This is a genomic window from uncultured Jannaschia sp. (assembly GCF_947494025.1).
Taxonomy (GTDB): domain Bacteria; phylum Pseudomonadota; class Alphaproteobacteria; order Rhodobacterales; family Rhodobacteraceae; genus Jannaschia.
Genome location: NZ_CANLTQ010000001.1, coordinates 568,579 through 581,951, shown reverse-complemented (window position 1 = coordinate 581,951; position 13,373 = coordinate 568,579). Strand labels below are relative to the sequence as shown.

At 70.8% G+C, this 13,373-nt stretch carries 11 protein-coding genes; 3 read left to right on the top strand and 8 right to left on the bottom strand.

The window, feature by feature from the left end; all coding sequences use genetic code 11:
- The 3 genes from Q1B08_RS02885 (at position 1) to pheT (ending at position 3,381) form a co-directional block, all read left to right on the top strand.
- A complete protein-coding gene (locus Q1B08_RS02885) occupies positions 1-444 on the top strand; it encodes an MOSC domain-containing protein (protein ID WP_299814909.1) in 444 nt (147 codons plus the stop codon).
- Positions 441-923 carry a GNAT family N-acetyltransferase gene (locus tag Q1B08_RS02880; protein ID WP_299814366.1) on the top strand — a complete coding sequence of 161 codons (483 nt, stop codon included), beginning with the start codon at positions 441-443 and terminating at the stop codon, positions 921-923. The genes Q1B08_RS02885 and Q1B08_RS02880 overlap by 4 nt, the downstream gene beginning before the upstream one ends.
- Before the next feature lie 64 nt (positions 924-987).
- On the top strand, positions 988-3,381 hold the full coding sequence (gene pheT / locus Q1B08_RS02875) for a phenylalanine--tRNA ligase subunit beta (RefSeq protein WP_299814363.1): 2,394 nt from the start codon (positions 988-990) through the stop codon (positions 3,379-3,381).
- A gap of 183 nt (positions 3,382-3,564) precedes the next feature.
- On the opposite strand, the gene Q1B08_RS02870 is transcribed toward pheT, so the two are convergent.
- The 8 genes from Q1B08_RS02870 to dnaE form a co-directional block, all read right to left on the bottom strand.
- Positions 3,565-4,578, bottom strand: coding sequence for a phosphatase domain-containing protein (locus Q1B08_RS02870; RefSeq protein ID WP_299814360.1), 1,014 nt, complete (start codon positions 4,576-4,578; stop codon positions 3,565-3,567).
- Positions 4,579-4,636: 58 nt separating this feature from the next.
- Positions 4,637-5,176 carry an RNA 2',3'-cyclic phosphodiesterase gene (thpR, locus tag Q1B08_RS02865; protein ID WP_299814357.1) on the bottom strand — a complete coding sequence of 180 codons (540 nt, stop codon included), beginning with the start codon at positions 5,174-5,176 and terminating at the stop codon, positions 4,637-4,639.
- A complete protein-coding gene (locus tag Q1B08_RS02860; protein WP_299814354.1) occupies positions 5,173-5,814 on the bottom strand; it encodes a hypothetical protein in 642 nt (213 codons plus the stop codon). Before Q1B08_RS02860 ends, thpR begins: the two co-directional genes overlap by 4 nt.
- 11 nt (positions 5,815-5,825) lie before the next feature.
- The gene (locus Q1B08_RS02855) at positions 5,826-6,287 is read right to left on the bottom strand and encodes a hypothetical protein (RefSeq protein WP_299814351.1); all 462 of its coding nucleotides are present in this window, start codon (positions 6,285-6,287) and stop codon (positions 5,826-5,828) included.
- A 75-nt stretch (positions 6,288-6,362) separates the two neighbouring features.
- Positions 6,363-7,016 carry a hypothetical protein gene (locus Q1B08_RS02850; RefSeq protein WP_299814348.1) on the bottom strand — a complete coding sequence of 218 codons (654 nt, stop codon included), beginning with the start codon at positions 7,014-7,016 and terminating at the stop codon, positions 6,363-6,365.
- Between the two features lie 117 nt (positions 7,017-7,133).
- Positions 7,134-8,300 (bottom strand): hydantoinase/carbamoylase family amidase, encoded by a 1,167-nt coding sequence (locus Q1B08_RS02845; protein ID WP_299814345.1) that lies wholly within the window; start codon positions 8,298-8,300, stop codon positions 7,134-7,136.
- 3 nt (positions 8,301-8,303) lie between these two features.
- The gene (locus Q1B08_RS02840) at positions 8,304-9,671 is read right to left on the bottom strand and encodes a type I secretion protein (protein WP_299814342.1); all 1,368 of its coding nucleotides are present in this window, start codon (positions 9,669-9,671) and stop codon (positions 8,304-8,306) included.
- A gap of 168 nt (positions 9,672-9,839) precedes the next feature.
- Complete coding sequence (gene dnaE / locus Q1B08_RS02835; protein WP_299814339.1) at positions 9,840-13,355, bottom strand: DNA polymerase III subunit alpha; 3,516 nt, start codon at positions 13,353-13,355, stop codon at positions 9,840-9,842.
- Positions 13,356-13,373: the final 18 nt, after the last annotated feature.

Genomic DNA, 13,373 nt, shown 5'->3' with positions numbered 1-13,373 from the left:
ATGGCGACGGTGACACGGGACGGCCGGCTGGACTGGATCGGGCTGCGTCCCGCCCGGCGGATGGAGATGGTCGCGGTCGCCGGGGCGGAGCTCGGCCCCGACGGGCTCGACGGCGACCACGCCGCCCCGGGCAAGCGTGCGGTGACGCTTCTGCAGGCGGAGCACCTGCCGGTGATCGCCGCGCTCTGCGACGGCGCGGTTACGCCGAAGGCGCTGCGCCGCAACCTCGTGGTCTCGGGCATCAACCTTGCCGCGCTGAAGGGGCGGGAGGTGCGCGTGGGCGGCGCGGTGCTGCGCCTCACCGGTCCCTGCGCGCCCTGTTCGCGCATGGAGGAGACGCTGGGACGGGGCGGCTATTCGGCGGTCCGCCATCACGGCGGCTGGTGCGCGCAGGTCGTGACGCCCGGGCGTGTCGCCCGGGGCGACGCGGTGGGACCGGCATGATCCGCCCGGCGACCCCCGACGACCGTGCGGCCATCCGCGACCTGCACCTCGCCTCCTGGCAGTCGAGCTACGGCAATGTGTTGCCCGCCAGGTATCTAACGGAGGGCCTGCCTGCCGACATGAACGCGAAATGGGCGGCCCGCAGCTTCGCGCCGCCCGAGCTCGTCCTCGTCGACTACACCGACAGGGAGCTGACGGGCTTCGCCTGCGCGCTCACCGACCGCGATCCGCCGCTCATCGACAACCTCCATGTCCGGCCCGACCTGCGGGGCGGCGGCACGGGAACGGAACTCCTGGCGGCGATCAAGGTCGCGCTGCGCGAAGCGGGCTTCGACCGGGCCTATCTGACGGTGCTGGCAGAGAACGACCGGGCGCATCGCTTCTATCTTCGCCATGGCGGGGTGGATGAGGGGCCGGTGGACGACACGCTCGTCGGCCATCCGGTCGCGGCGCGGCGCATCGGGTTCCGCCTCGCCTGACCGGGCACTTCAATCCGTCCCGCCGATGGGCTAGGCGGACGCGAAATCTGCCGAGGTCTGCGACATGAAGTTCACCCTTTCCTGGCTCAAGCGCCATCTCGACACGGACGCGACGCTGGATCAGATCACCGACGCGTTGACCGATCTCGGGCTCGAGGTCGAAGGCGTCGAGGACCGCGCGGCGAAGCTGCACGATTTCGTCATCGGCCATGTGGCGAGCGCGGCGAAACATCCCGATGCGGACCGCCTGAAGGTCTGTCAGGTGGACACGGACGAGGGCCGCAAGCAGATCATCTGCGGCGCGTCCAATGCCCGCGAGGGGATCACCGTCGTCTTGGCTAAGCCCGGCGTCTACGTACCCGGCATCGACTCGACCATCGGCATCGGAAAGATCCGCGGGATCGAGAGCTTCGGGATGATGGCCTCCGAACGCGAGCTGGGGCTGTCCGACGAGCATGAGGGTATCATCGAGCTGCCGTCGGGCGAGGTGGGCGAGCGGTTCACCGACTGGCTGGCCAGAAACGACCCGGCCAAGGTGGATCCGGTGATCGAGATCGCGATCACGCCGAACCGGCCCGACGCGCTCGGCGTGCGCGGCGTCGCCCGCGATCTCGCGGCGCGGGGTCTCGGCACGCTGAAGCCGCTGGAAACGCCGGCCGTCGCGGGCGCCTTCGCCTGCCCGGTCGGCGTCACCATCGACGAGGACACGGCCAACGGGTGCCCCGTCTTCGCGCTGCGCCTCATCCGGGGGGTGCGGAACGGGCCGTCGCCCGACTGGCTGCAGGATCAGATCCGTGCCATCGGTCTGCGTCCGATCAGCTTCCTCGTCGACGTGACGAACTGGTTCACCTACGACCTGAATCGCCCGCTCCACGTCTTCGACGCCGACAAGGTCCGGGGCGATCTGCGCATCCATCGCGCCCTGGGCGGCGAGACGATCGAGGCGCTGGACGAGCGGACCTACACGCTTCCCGCCGGCGCGATCGCCATCTCCGATGCGGCGGGCGTGGAAAGCATCGCCGGCATCATGGGCGGCGAGGCCTCGGGCGTCACGCCGGAAACGGTGAACGTCCTGGTCGAGAGCGCCTGCTGGGATCCGGTGCAGATCGCGCTGACCGGTCGATCTTTGAAAATTCATTCCGACGCGCGCTACCGCTTCGAACGGGGCGTCGACCCGGCCTTCACGCCGGACGGGCTCGACCACGCCACGGCGATGATCCTGTCCGTCGCCGGGGGCGAGGCGTCGGAGGCGGTGGTCGCGGGCGCCGTGCCCGACACGGCGCGCAGCTACCGGCTCGACACCGACCGGGTCGAGAGACTGGTCGGCATGGCGATCCCGGCGGAAACGCAGCGCGCGACGCTCGAGGCGCTGGGCTTCCGGCTCGAGGGGGACGAAGCCTGGATGCCGTCCTGGCGGCCCGACGTGCAGGGCGAGGCCGATCTGGTGGAGGAAGTGGCGCGGATCGCGTCGCTGACGAAGCTCGAGGGTCGCCCGATGGCCCGTGCCGCGCAGGTGCTGCGCCCCGTCCTCACGCGCACGCAAAGGCGCGAGCGAATGGCTCGCCGCACCGCCGCCGCGTTGGGCTACGACGAATGCGTAACCTACACCTTCATCGACCGCGACGCCGCCCGGCTCTTCGGCGGCGGGACGGACGCCACGCGCCTGGAGAACCCGATCTCCGCGGACATGAGCCACATGCGGCCCGCGCTCCTGCCGGGGCTGCTTCAGGCCGCGGCGCGCAATCAGGCGCGGGGCTTCGCCGATCTGGCGCTCTTCGAAGCGGGGCACGCCTTCTCGGGCGGCGAGCCGGGGGAGCAGCATTTCGCGATCTCGGGGCTTCTTGTCGGCCAGACCGGGCCGCGCTCGGTCCATGGCGACCGCCGCCCGGTCGACGTCTTCGACGCGCGGGCGGATGCCGAGGCGATCCTCGCCGCGATCGGCGCGCCGGCTTCGGCGAAGGTCCTGCGGGGTGCCGAGGCGTGGTGGCATCCCGGCCGGTCGGGCCGCATCGGGCTCGGCCCGAAGAAGGCGTTGGCCGCGTTCGGGGAAATCCACCCCAAGGTGTTGCGGGCGCTGGACGTGAAGGGCCCCGCGGTAGGTTTCACGATCTGGCCCGCCGAGGTGCCGTTCCCGAAGACCGCGGGCGCGTCGCGCGGCGCTCTGCCGCTGTCGGATCTGCAAGCGGTCGACCGCGACTTCGCGTTCGTCGTGGATGCCGAGGTCGAGGCGCAGACGCTGGCGCAGGCGGCGCAGGGCGCGGACAAGGCGCTCATCACGGACGTGCGGGTCTTCGACGAGTTCGCCGGCGGCGCGCTGGGCGAGGGGCGGAAGTCGCTGGCGCTGACCGTGCGAATGCAGCCGCGCGACCGGACGCTGACCGACAAGGAGATCGAGGCGGTCGCGCAGAAGATCGTGGACAAGGTCGAAAAGGCCTCGGGCGGCACGCTGCGCGCCTGATCCCTTTTTTCTTGGCCGTAATACTCCGGAAAGCGCGAGGGGCCAGCCCTTCGCTCCACCCCTGCCGCGCTCGCACCGGTTCCGATCGCAGAAGCCGGCAGGTCAGCGGCGGAGAACACTGCGCCCGTCGATCTGTGCCGCCGACAAGAACCGCTCAGGGGACGACGTCGTCCGATTGGCCGCTCATGTCGCCTCCTCGTCGAAGGCCCAATGCGCCAGCGCGCCGTCGAAATCCGGCCCGTGCCAGCACGGCACGCCCGCGGCTTCGATGGCGGCGATGGCCGCTGCGTCATTGGCACCCGCGCCGGGCACGGGCTCCCGCAGCGCGACGCCGGCGATGCGGCCCGGATGGCGGCGGATCGCGTCGCGGTAGATGACGGCGTCCCGCTGGCCGGTATCGCCCATGAGAAAGGCAGGAAGGTCCGGGTTCGCGGCAAGGATCGCGTCGATGGCCGCGCCCTTGTGGCTGCCGTGACTTGCGCCGATCCCCTCGGCGGTCAGCCCCAGGTCGCGCAGGAACATCGGCCCCCGCGGCACGTCGTTCCGCGCGAAGAGGGCGTCGAGGAAGCGGTGCAGGTTCCACGGCGAGGAGGAGACGTAGAACACCGGATTGCGCCCATCCGCCGTCAACCGCCGCATCAGGCGAACGGCGTCGCGATGCACCATACGCGTGAAGGGGGAGCCGGTGAAGGTCGTCCAGAGGTTCCGCGCCAGGTTGTGCGCGCCGGTCTCGATCATTGTGTCGTCGATGTCGGAGACGACGATGTGGCGCGCGCGCGGGGTCGGCAGGCGCACGGGAAAGGCGACCTCGGTCTCGGGCCGCCCCTCGATCCGCACCGGAACGCCGGCCCACGCCGATCCGGCCGCGAAATCGGCCGCCCGCGGATCGACGGAGAGCGCGACGTAGCCCTCCGCGTCACTGATTGCCCGGGCGCCGCCGCCCTGCACGGGAACGTTCGCCACCTCGTCGGTCAGGAACAGCGACGCCATATGCCGCAGGTTGTCCCATCGCGATTGCGTCGGATCGGGCTTCGTCGCCCGCAGATGGCTCAGCACGCGGCCCCGAAGGATCAACGCGTCGGGGGTGGCATAGCCGCAATAGGCGTCCAGCACGGCGTCGGCGTCGGACCGGGCGCCGATCCGTTCGAGCAGGCGTTCGGCGCGGCGGGCGATCGACAGGGCGATGGAACGGATCATGCGGAACCTGAACTGGGAACGGGACGGGGATGGAAAAAGGTGGCGCTCGTTTCGCAGGCTACCCCCCGAGCGGATAGGTCGCGAGCGGTTCGTAGAGCGGCCCGTCGGGCATGAGCGTCGAGGACCAGAGTGTCGCCAGCCGGACGGGGGTGGGCGCCACCTCGGGCATGCCGATCCCGGCAAGCGCGCGGGGCAGGCGAATTGGGTCGGCCGGGCGGGTGGCGCCGTAGCGCAGGAGCGTCACGTGCGGACGGAAGCGTTCGCGCGAAAGCTCGATCCCGGCCCCACGCGCCGCGCCGCGCACCGCCTCGCGCAACTGCGTCAGCGCCGGGTCGGACGCGAGGTCGAGGACGACGGCGCGCGGCTTCGTGCCAAGCACGGCGAGCCCGGCGGGCCGCAGCACCGGCGCGGGCAGGGAACGGATCTCGAGCGCTTCATGCAGGGCCTCGAGCCGCGCCTCCGGCTGGTCGTCGAGGAAGGCCAGCGTGACGTGCAGATCGTCGGCCTCCACCGCCCGGCCACCGGGCAGGGCCGCCGAGACGCGCATCAGCGGCGTGACCCACGGCTCGGGCACGGATAGGCCGACGAAGGCCCTCACGTCGCGGCGGTCACGGCATCGCGGGGTCCGTCGATCGCGGCCCGGGTCAGCGCCGCCAGAAGCCGTACGAACCGCTCCCGCGCGCCGGCGAGGTCGGCAAGCGCACCCGCGTCCTGCGGCAGGTCCCGCTCCTTCGCCGCGTCGAGCGCCGGGCCGTCCGCGCGCGGGTGGAACGCGTCCCAGACCAGCTGCGCCTCGCGGGCGAAGATCTCGGCACCCGTCGGGCCGAGCCCCTTCGCGCCCTGAAGCGCGTTGAGGATCGCGTCGGCCCCGTCCGCCTCGTCGCGCAGGCCGCGCAGGTCGCCGTCGCATCGCTCCTTCGCCCAGGCGGCGGTGTCCTTCAGATAGCCCGTCGTCACCTCGCGGTAGCGGGTATAACCGCCCTCGGTCAGCACCTCGATCAGACGCTTCTCCGGGGCGTCGAGGATGGCGTCGATCTTGTGCAGCCCGGCCTCGCGCAAGGCCCTGGCGGAGCTGACCGCGTGCGAGGCGTCGATCCGCGCCGAGAGCATGATCGAGCCGACGAGCCAGTGGAACAGCTCCTGCGGCGTATCACGCCCGATGTTCGCCCCCATCTCCTCGGAATAGAGCGTGCCCTGATGCCTGATCAGGGCCTCCACGATGTCGGATCGGCTCATGAGCGCCCCCCTCAGTAGGGCAAAGGCCGTTCGGAGCTCTCGGCCGAGGCGCGGTCGAGGGCCGGCTCCGGCTCGCGCCGGGCGGAACTGCCGCCGTCGATCCCCGGGTTCGGCCCGGCCGCCGCCGGGCAGGTGCAGGCCGAAAGCAGATCCTCCGCCTTTTCCGAGCGCTTGCCCGCGGGCACGGCCTCGAGCGCGGATTTCGCGGCACGCAGGCCCCAGTCGATATCGCCGTCGACATAGGGCGGATGCGCCGCCCCGTCCTCGGACTTGGTCGCGCCGCGCGCGTCGCGTGATTCGTGAGCGGCCCGTTTCATCGCGTCGAACACGGCGCGGCGCTCGTCGATCCGCAACTCCTCCAGATCCTCGGGCCGAAAATTGCCGAGCCGCTGGATCATGTAATCGGGCAGGCCCGCATCCTCACCCAGGATGTCGGCCAGCGTCCGCTTCAGCCAGTCGTGATGGTCGCTCATGCCGGATCTCCTTGTGGTTCGGAGACACCAACGGGGCCGGCCCGTCGATGTTCCGGCCCGGCGCCGGACCGCGCGTCATTCCGCGCCGTTCAGAACTTGGGCCGGATTGAGCCCGCCCGAGCCCGAGAGCGACACGCCGCCGCAATCGGGCGCGCCTGGCCCTTCGGCCGCGGAGGAGCGGAAGAAATCCTCCCCGGGCGTGAAGGTCACGCTGACGATCACCGGGCAGCCTCGGGGGTTGGGATCGGCGGGTTCCGTACGGAGCCGGTCGTGGCCGTCATCCTCCACCGTCGCGCGGCCCTCGGCGACCGCCTCGCGGCGCAGGTCGCGGAACGCGTCGAGGATCGGGGCCGCCTCGGCCCTCGTCAGCGGCGGGGCGCCGCGCGCGACCGAGACCTCGCAGATCGAGCGGCTGCCGGCGCGGGTGGGATAGTCGAGAAGCTGCATCTCGAACCGCCCGTCCCGACGCGCCCAGATGCCGCGCGGGGCGAGCCGCTGCGAGGTGCGCAGGACATCGTATTCGAGGCGCACGCCGAAGGGCGGTTCGGGCACGACGTCGGCGATCAAGGTCGGGGGGCGCTCCTCCAGCCCTTCGGTGTCGAGCGCGGTGCCACGCCGCACGGCCTCGACGCAGCGGCCGTGAAGGTCGCGCCATTCGTCCACCGGCGCGGCCCCGGCGGGGGTGGCGGCGAGAAGGGCCGCGAGGGCCGGGATGATCGCGCGTCGCATGGATTCTCGCCTCCGGGTTCGCGCCATAGCTAAGGCGGGCGGCGCGGACGTCGACGGGGGAGCGTGGTCTGGAAAGGGCAGCCCCGGCCCCCGATCGCCTCGGCCCGGCCGCGACGGTCAGGTCAGGCGAGCCACAGCGTCGGCGAGGATCGACAGGCCCGTCACGAGGTCGGCCTCCGCCGTGTCCTCGGCGAAATCGTGGCTGATCCCGCCGATCGAGGGGGAGAACAGCATCCCCACCGGCATCAGGCGCGACACGTTGGTCGCGTCGTGAAGCGCGCCCGACGGCATCTCCCGCCAGCGGCCCGGCGCCTGCGCCTCCGCGGCGTCCCGAAGCGCCGCGCGCAGGGTCGGATCCATCGCCACCGGGGGCAGGGCCGAGGTCGCCGAAAGCTCGAGGCCGAGGCCCGCCTCCGCGGCGACCCGCGTCAGCGTCGTCCGGATCGCGTGTTCCATCCGGTCGAGCCGGTCCGCCTCCGCATCGCGCCACTGCAACGTGAACCGCGCCCGACCCGGCACGGCGGAGGGCGCGTTCGGGTGCAGCGCGACGTGGCCGATGGTCCAGACCGAGGCGGAGGTGACGAGGGGGGCGAGCGCCTCGCGCAGGGCGCGATCGGCCTCCGACAGCCCGCGGAACGCATCGGCGCGCAGACGCATCGGCGTCGTGCCCGCATGGTTCTGCCGCCCGCATAGCACCGCCTCGATCTGACGCAGGCCGACGATGGCGGTGACGACGCCCGCGACCTCGCCCGCGGCGTCGAGAACCGGCCCCTGCTCGATATGGTGTTCGAGATAGGCGCGGAAGCGGGCGGGATCGGGGGCCGCGCCGGTCGCGGGCAGGGCCCGGCGCGCCGCCCCGAAGGTGAGCCTGTCCAGGTCCGCGAGCGCGTCGGCGGCCTCGGGCGTGAGCGCGCCGGACCAGATCTCCGAGCCGGTGGTCGCGCCGAACCGGCCTTCCTCGTCCTGGAAGCTCACGACCGAAACGCCGGGATTGCCCCGCGCCACCTCCAGCGCGGCGATCACGCCGAGCGCCCCGTCGAGCCAGCCGCCCTCCGGCTGCGTGTCGGTATGGCTGCCCAGCAGAAGCGGACCGCCGAGACCCCAGACGTTGCCGGCCGCGTCGATCCGCGCGTCGAGGCCGGCTTCCGCGAAGCGTCGGGCGAGCCATTGCCGGGCGGTCACGTCGGCCGGATCGAAGGCCCGGCGCACCACGCCCGGACCCGCGGCGCCGATGCCGCGGAGCGTCTTCAGGTCGGCGAGGAATCGGTCGGGATCGAGGCGCATGACTTAGACGAATACGACATCGTCGAGCACATGGCCAAGGACCGGATCGGTTCGGCGATGGAAATCGATCGTCAGGCTGTCGGAATCGTCGAAGTCGAACACGATGCGCTCCCCGCGGATTTCGGCCATTTCGTCCAGGTCGGCCCGACGCAGGCCGCCCATGCCGAGCGCGGCGCGGTCGATCGCGATCGTCTCGCCGTCCTGCCAACCGGCAATCCGGTCGTGGCCTTCGCGGAAGACGAAACGGTCCCGCCCGCCGCCCCCGCGCAGCACGTCGTTGCCCGCGCCGCCGTCAAGCCTGTCGGACCCGGCCCCGCCCTCGAGGCGGTCGCGCCCGCCGCCGCCGCGCAGGTTGTCGTCGCCCCCGCCGCCGCGCAACGCGTCGCGCCCTTCCGCGCCGGACAGGCGGTCCTGCCCGCCGCCGCCGGCGAGCTCATCGTTTCCACGTCCGCCCGAGAGCTTGTCGCGGCCGCCGCCGCCCTTGAGCAGGTCCGCGCCATTGCCGCCGAAGAGGTCGTCGTTGCCCCGCTGCCCGGAAAGACGGTCGTCGTCCGCATAGCCCCGCAATGTGTCCCCGCCGGCCCCGCCGTTGAGGCGGTCCGCATTCTCGCGCCCGTACATCGTGTCGGCTCCGCGTCCGCCCCAGGCGCGGACTTCGCCGCCGGGAACGAGGATCGCGTCGTCGTCGCGGCCGCCCCTGATCTTGAGGAACCCGTCATCGCTCTTGTAGCGGAACGTCCAGTCGTCGGTGTCCTCGGGCCGACCATAGAGATGGCGCAGCGCCTGCCGGTCGAGGGGCAGCAGCGTTTCGGGCGTCTCGGCGCTGCCCCAATGGTAGCTCATCACCGTGTTGTCGTGGTTGTCGAGATGGGGGGATAGCGTGTCCCGGCCTTCGTGGGTGTGCTTCAGCCCGACCGCATGGCCGAGTTCGTGCAGCAGGACGGCGAAACCGGTGCCGCCCGGCGCCCACTGGTCGGAATTGGGGATGTTGATCACCAGATCGCCGCCCGAGGTAATTCGGTCCGTCACGTAGGGGTAGTTCGCGTAGCCCGCATAGGACTCGTTGCGCGCGCCGATCCCGGCGACGCTGTAGGCGTCGATCATCGCCGGGCCGTCGACCTCCACGAAGCGGATGCCGGCCTCGCGCTCGTATTCCTCGGCCGCCAGCCGGAAGGCACGACGTTCCTTCGCGTTGAACGCGGTGACCCCCGTGCCGTCGTAATAGGTCCGGTCGAGTGGGGGCAGGTCCGCACCGTCCAGGAACCGGTAGGTCACGATCACCGGCGTCCCCGCGGGCAGCGTCGCGTTCCAGCGGTATCCCGGATCCTCGTCGGTCGCGAGAAGGGCGTGGTAGGTATCGATGACGGGCATGACAGACTCCGATCCCGGGGCGGCGCCCGGATGTTGTTTCCGGGACATCGGTTGAGGCTTCGCGCATGCCGCGGCATGCGCTCGCGCTCTCACAGCAGAAAAGTGTTTAAGATACGGCTTCCGTCCAGAAAAGTTTGCTAAAGTCGGCGGGCGGATGCAGGCGCCGCCTCAGACGTCCTCCACCATCGCCACGCCGGGCAGCGAGCGCAGCGCGCCCTTCACCCGCGGGTTGACCGGGTAAAGGTCGGGCAGGCGCAGCTCCACCTCGCCGGGCAGGTCGTCGCCCAGGAGGCACAGATGCATCGGCCCGCGTCCCCGCGCCCCCGATTCCCCGGCGAGCCGGTCGAGCAGGCCCCGCAGCGGTCCGATCGCGTCCGGCTCCTCGAGAAAGACGCGCAGGCCCGCCTGCGGTCCGGCCTCCACCGCCTCGTCCATCGGGGTGACGGCGCGGGCGAGGAGCTTGAGCTGGTCGGATTCCTGCGTCGCCTCGACCTGGAGGATCACGCGGCAGCCGGCCTCCAGATGCTCGCGGCTGGCGTCGAGCGTGTCGGAAAAGACCATCGCCTCGTAGGCGCCGGTCGGGTCGGACGCCTGAAGAAAGGCGAAGCGGTTGCCGCGGGCGGACTTGCGCTCCTGCCGGGCGGCGACGATCCCGGCGATCTTGGCCACCATCGGGCCGCGCGCCGTCTGTGCCTGTATCTCCGAAAGCATCATCACGTTCTGGCGTTTCAGGGCCGGCATGTAATCGTCGAGCGGATGGCCCGACAGGTAGAACCCGATGGCCTTGAACTCCTCGCCCAGGCGCTCGGCCGGCAGCCAGTCCTCCCGGAAGGGAAGGCGCGGCTCGGGCAGGTCCTCGCCGGCCTCGCCGAAGAGCGAGACCTGGTTCGAGGCGCGCTGGTCGTGGATCGCGGCGGAATAACCCACCAGCGCGTCGAGCGCGTCGAGCACGCGGGCGCGGTTCGGATCGATCTGATCGAAGGCGCCGGCGCGGGCCAGCATCTCCAGCGGCCGCTTGCCCACGCGCTTCAAATCCACCCGCCGCGCGAAGTCGTAGAGGGTGGCGAAGGGCGCGTCACCCCGCGCGACGCGCACGAGCTTCATCGCCTCCACGCCCACGTTCTTGAGCGCGCCGAGCGCGTAGACCAGCGCACCGTCCCGGACGGTGAAGCATTCCTCCGACCGGTTCACGCAGGGCGGCACGATGACGAGGCCGAGCCCGCCGCGCTCCGCAGACTTGCGCACCTCCTCGGCGTAGATGGCGAGCTTGTCGGTCAGGTGGATGTCGGAGTTCATGATCCCGGCCATGAACTCGACCGGGTGGTTCGCCTTGAGCCAGGCCGTCTGATAGCTGACCACCGCGTAGGCGGCGGCGTGGGACTTGTTGAAGCCGTAATTCGCGAACTTGTCGAGAAGGTTCCAGACCTCCATCGCCTTGGTCTTGTCGACGCCGTTCTTGGCCGCGCCCTCGAGGAAGAGCGGCCGTTGCGCGTCCATCTCCGCCTGGATCTTCTTGCCCATCGCGCGGCGCAGCAGGTCGGCGCCGCCGAGCGAATAGCCCGCCATCTCCTGCGCGATCTGCATCACCTGCTCCTGGTAGACGATGATGCCCTGCGTCTCGTCGAGGATGTGGTCGATGGAGGGATGCAGCGTGTCGCGCGCCGAAAGGCCGTTCTTGACCTCGCAATATTTCGGGATGTTCTCCATCGGACCGGGCCGGTAGAGCGCGACCAGCGCCACGATATCCTCGATGCAGGTGGGCTTCATGCGCCGGAGCGCGTCCATCATGCCCGTCGATTCCACCTGGAACACGGCGACGGTGCGGGCCGCGGAATACAGCGCGTAGGCCGCCGCGTCGTCGAGGGGGATCAGATTGACGTCGTTCTCCGTCCCCGGCGTCGGCTCGTAGAGTTCGCGGCCGTCGGCGGACACGTGCAGCGGCCGCGTCGCGGTGATGAGCTCGACCGCGTTCTGGATCTGCGTGAGGGTCTTCAGGCCCAGGAAATCGAACTTCACGAGTCCGGCCTTCTCCACCCACTTCATGTTGAACTGGGTGGCCGGCATGTCCGAGCGCGGATCCTTGTAAAGCGGCACCAGCCGGTCGAGCGGCCGGTCCCCGATCACCACGCCCGCCGCGTGGGTGGAGGCGTTGCGCAGCAGGCCCTCCAGCTTCTCGGCGTAGTCGAGCAGGCGCTTCACCGGATTCGTGCGCCCGTCGCGGCGGTCCTGCTCACTTTCGCGCGCGGCCTCGCGCAGGCGCGGCTCGTCGGCCATCGCCTTGGTGATCGAGACGGGTTTGACCCCCTCCACCGGAATCATCTTGGACAGCTGGTCGCACTGGAAATACGACATGCCGAGCACGCGACCCACGTCGCGGACCGCGGCTTTCGACAGAAGCGCGCCGAAGGTGATGATCTGTCCGACCTTCTCGCGGCCGTAGCGCTCCTGCACGTAGTGAATGACCTCCTCGCGGCGGTCCATGCAGAAGTCGATGTCGAAGTCCGGCATCGACACCCGCTCGGGGTTCAGGAACCGCTCGAACAGGAGCGCGTAGCGCAGCGGGTCGAGGTCGGTGATGGTGAGGGCGTAGGCCACGAGAGAGCCCGCGCCCGAGCCGCGTCCCGGTCCCACGGGGATGCTCTGGTCCTTCGCCCACTTGATGAAGTCCGCGACGATCAGGAAGTAGCCGGGAAAGCCCATCCCCTCGATGATGCCGAGCTCGTAGTCGAGCCGCGCCTCGTAATCGGCCACCGGCGCCGCGTGTGGGATCACGGCGAGCCGCGCGGCGAGCCCCTCCTTCGCCTGCCGGCGCAGCTCCTCCACCTCGTCCTCGGCGAAGCGCGGCAGGATCGGGGCGCGTCCGTAGGCGGCGAAGGCGCAGCGGCGGGCAATCTCGACACTGTTCTCGAGCGCCTCCGGCAAGTCGGCGAAGAGCGCGGCCATCTCCGACTGGGTGGCGAAGTGGTGGCGCGGCGTGACCCGGCGACGCGGCGCGGCCTGATCGACATAGGCCCCCTCGGCGATGCACAGAAACGCGTCATGCGCCTCGTGCATCGACGCCTCCGGGAAGTAGACGTCGTTCGTGGCCACGAGCGGGATGCCTTTGGCGTAGGCCGCCTCCACGTGGAAGCGCTCCGTCGCCTCGGGCTTGTGGTGGCGCTGAAGCTCCACGTAGAGCCGGTCGCCGTAGATCGCATGGAGTCGGTCGAGCACGGCCTCGGCCTTCGCGACCTGCCCGTCCGCCACCAGCCGTCCGACCGCGCCGTCTGGCCCGCCAGTCAGGCAGATGAGGCCGTCCGCGTTGGCCGCGAGCTCGTCCAGCGTCACCTGCGGCAGCATGTCAGGCCGCGCGAGGTACAGGCAGGAATTGAGCCGCATCAGGCTTTCGTAGCCGGTCTCGTCCTTGGCGAGCAGGACCACGGGGGCGGGCTTCCTCGGCTTCTGTCCGGGCTCCGCGGGATCGTGCATCACGTCGATCTGGCACCCCATGATCGGCTGGATGCCACGCCCCTTCAGCGCCGTCGCCGCCTCGAGCGCGGCGAACATGTTGTTGGTGTCGGTCACCGCGACCGCCGGCATCTCCGCCCGCGCCACGAGGTCCGGAAGCGATTTCAGCCGCACCGCCCCTTCGAGCAGGGAATATTCGGTATGGAGGCGGAGGTGGACGAATCGAGGCTCGGGCATGAAACGGGTCTAGCGCCC

Coding starts and splice junctions, on each gene's coding strand:
- Q1B08_RS02885 (WP_299814909.1), top strand. CDS start 1: ATGGCGACGGTGACACGGGACGGCCGGCTGGACTGGATCGGGCTGCGT.
- Q1B08_RS02880 (WP_299814366.1), top strand. CDS start 441: ATGATCCGCCCGGCGACCCCCGACGACCGTGCGGCCATCCGCGACCTG.
- pheT (WP_299814363.1), top strand. CDS start 988: ATGAAGTTCACCCTTTCCTGGCTCAAGCGCCATCTCGACACGGACGCG.
- Q1B08_RS02870 (WP_299814360.1), bottom strand. CDS start 4,578: ATGATCCGTTCCATCGCCCTGTCGATCGCCCGCCGCGCCGAACGCCTG.
- Q1B08_RS02860 (WP_299814354.1), bottom strand. CDS start 5,814: ATGAGCCGATCCGACATCGTGGAGGCCCTGATCAGGCATCAGGGCACG.
- Q1B08_RS02855 (WP_299814351.1), bottom strand. CDS start 6,287: ATGAGCGACCATCACGACTGGCTGAAGCGGACGCTGGCCGACATCCTG.
- Q1B08_RS02850 (WP_299814348.1), bottom strand. CDS start 7,016: ATGCGACGCGCGATCATCCCGGCCCTCGCGGCCCTTCTCGCCGCCACC.
- Q1B08_RS02845 (WP_299814345.1), bottom strand. CDS start 8,300: ATGCGCCTCGATCCCGACCGATTCCTCGCCGACCTGAAGACGCTCCGC.
- Q1B08_RS02840 (WP_299814342.1), bottom strand. CDS start 9,671: ATGCCCGTCATCGATACCTACCACGCCCTTCTCGCGACCGACGAGGAT.
- dnaE (WP_299814339.1), bottom strand. CDS start 13,355: ATGCCCGAGCCTCGATTCGTCCACCTCCGCCTCCATACCGAATATTCC.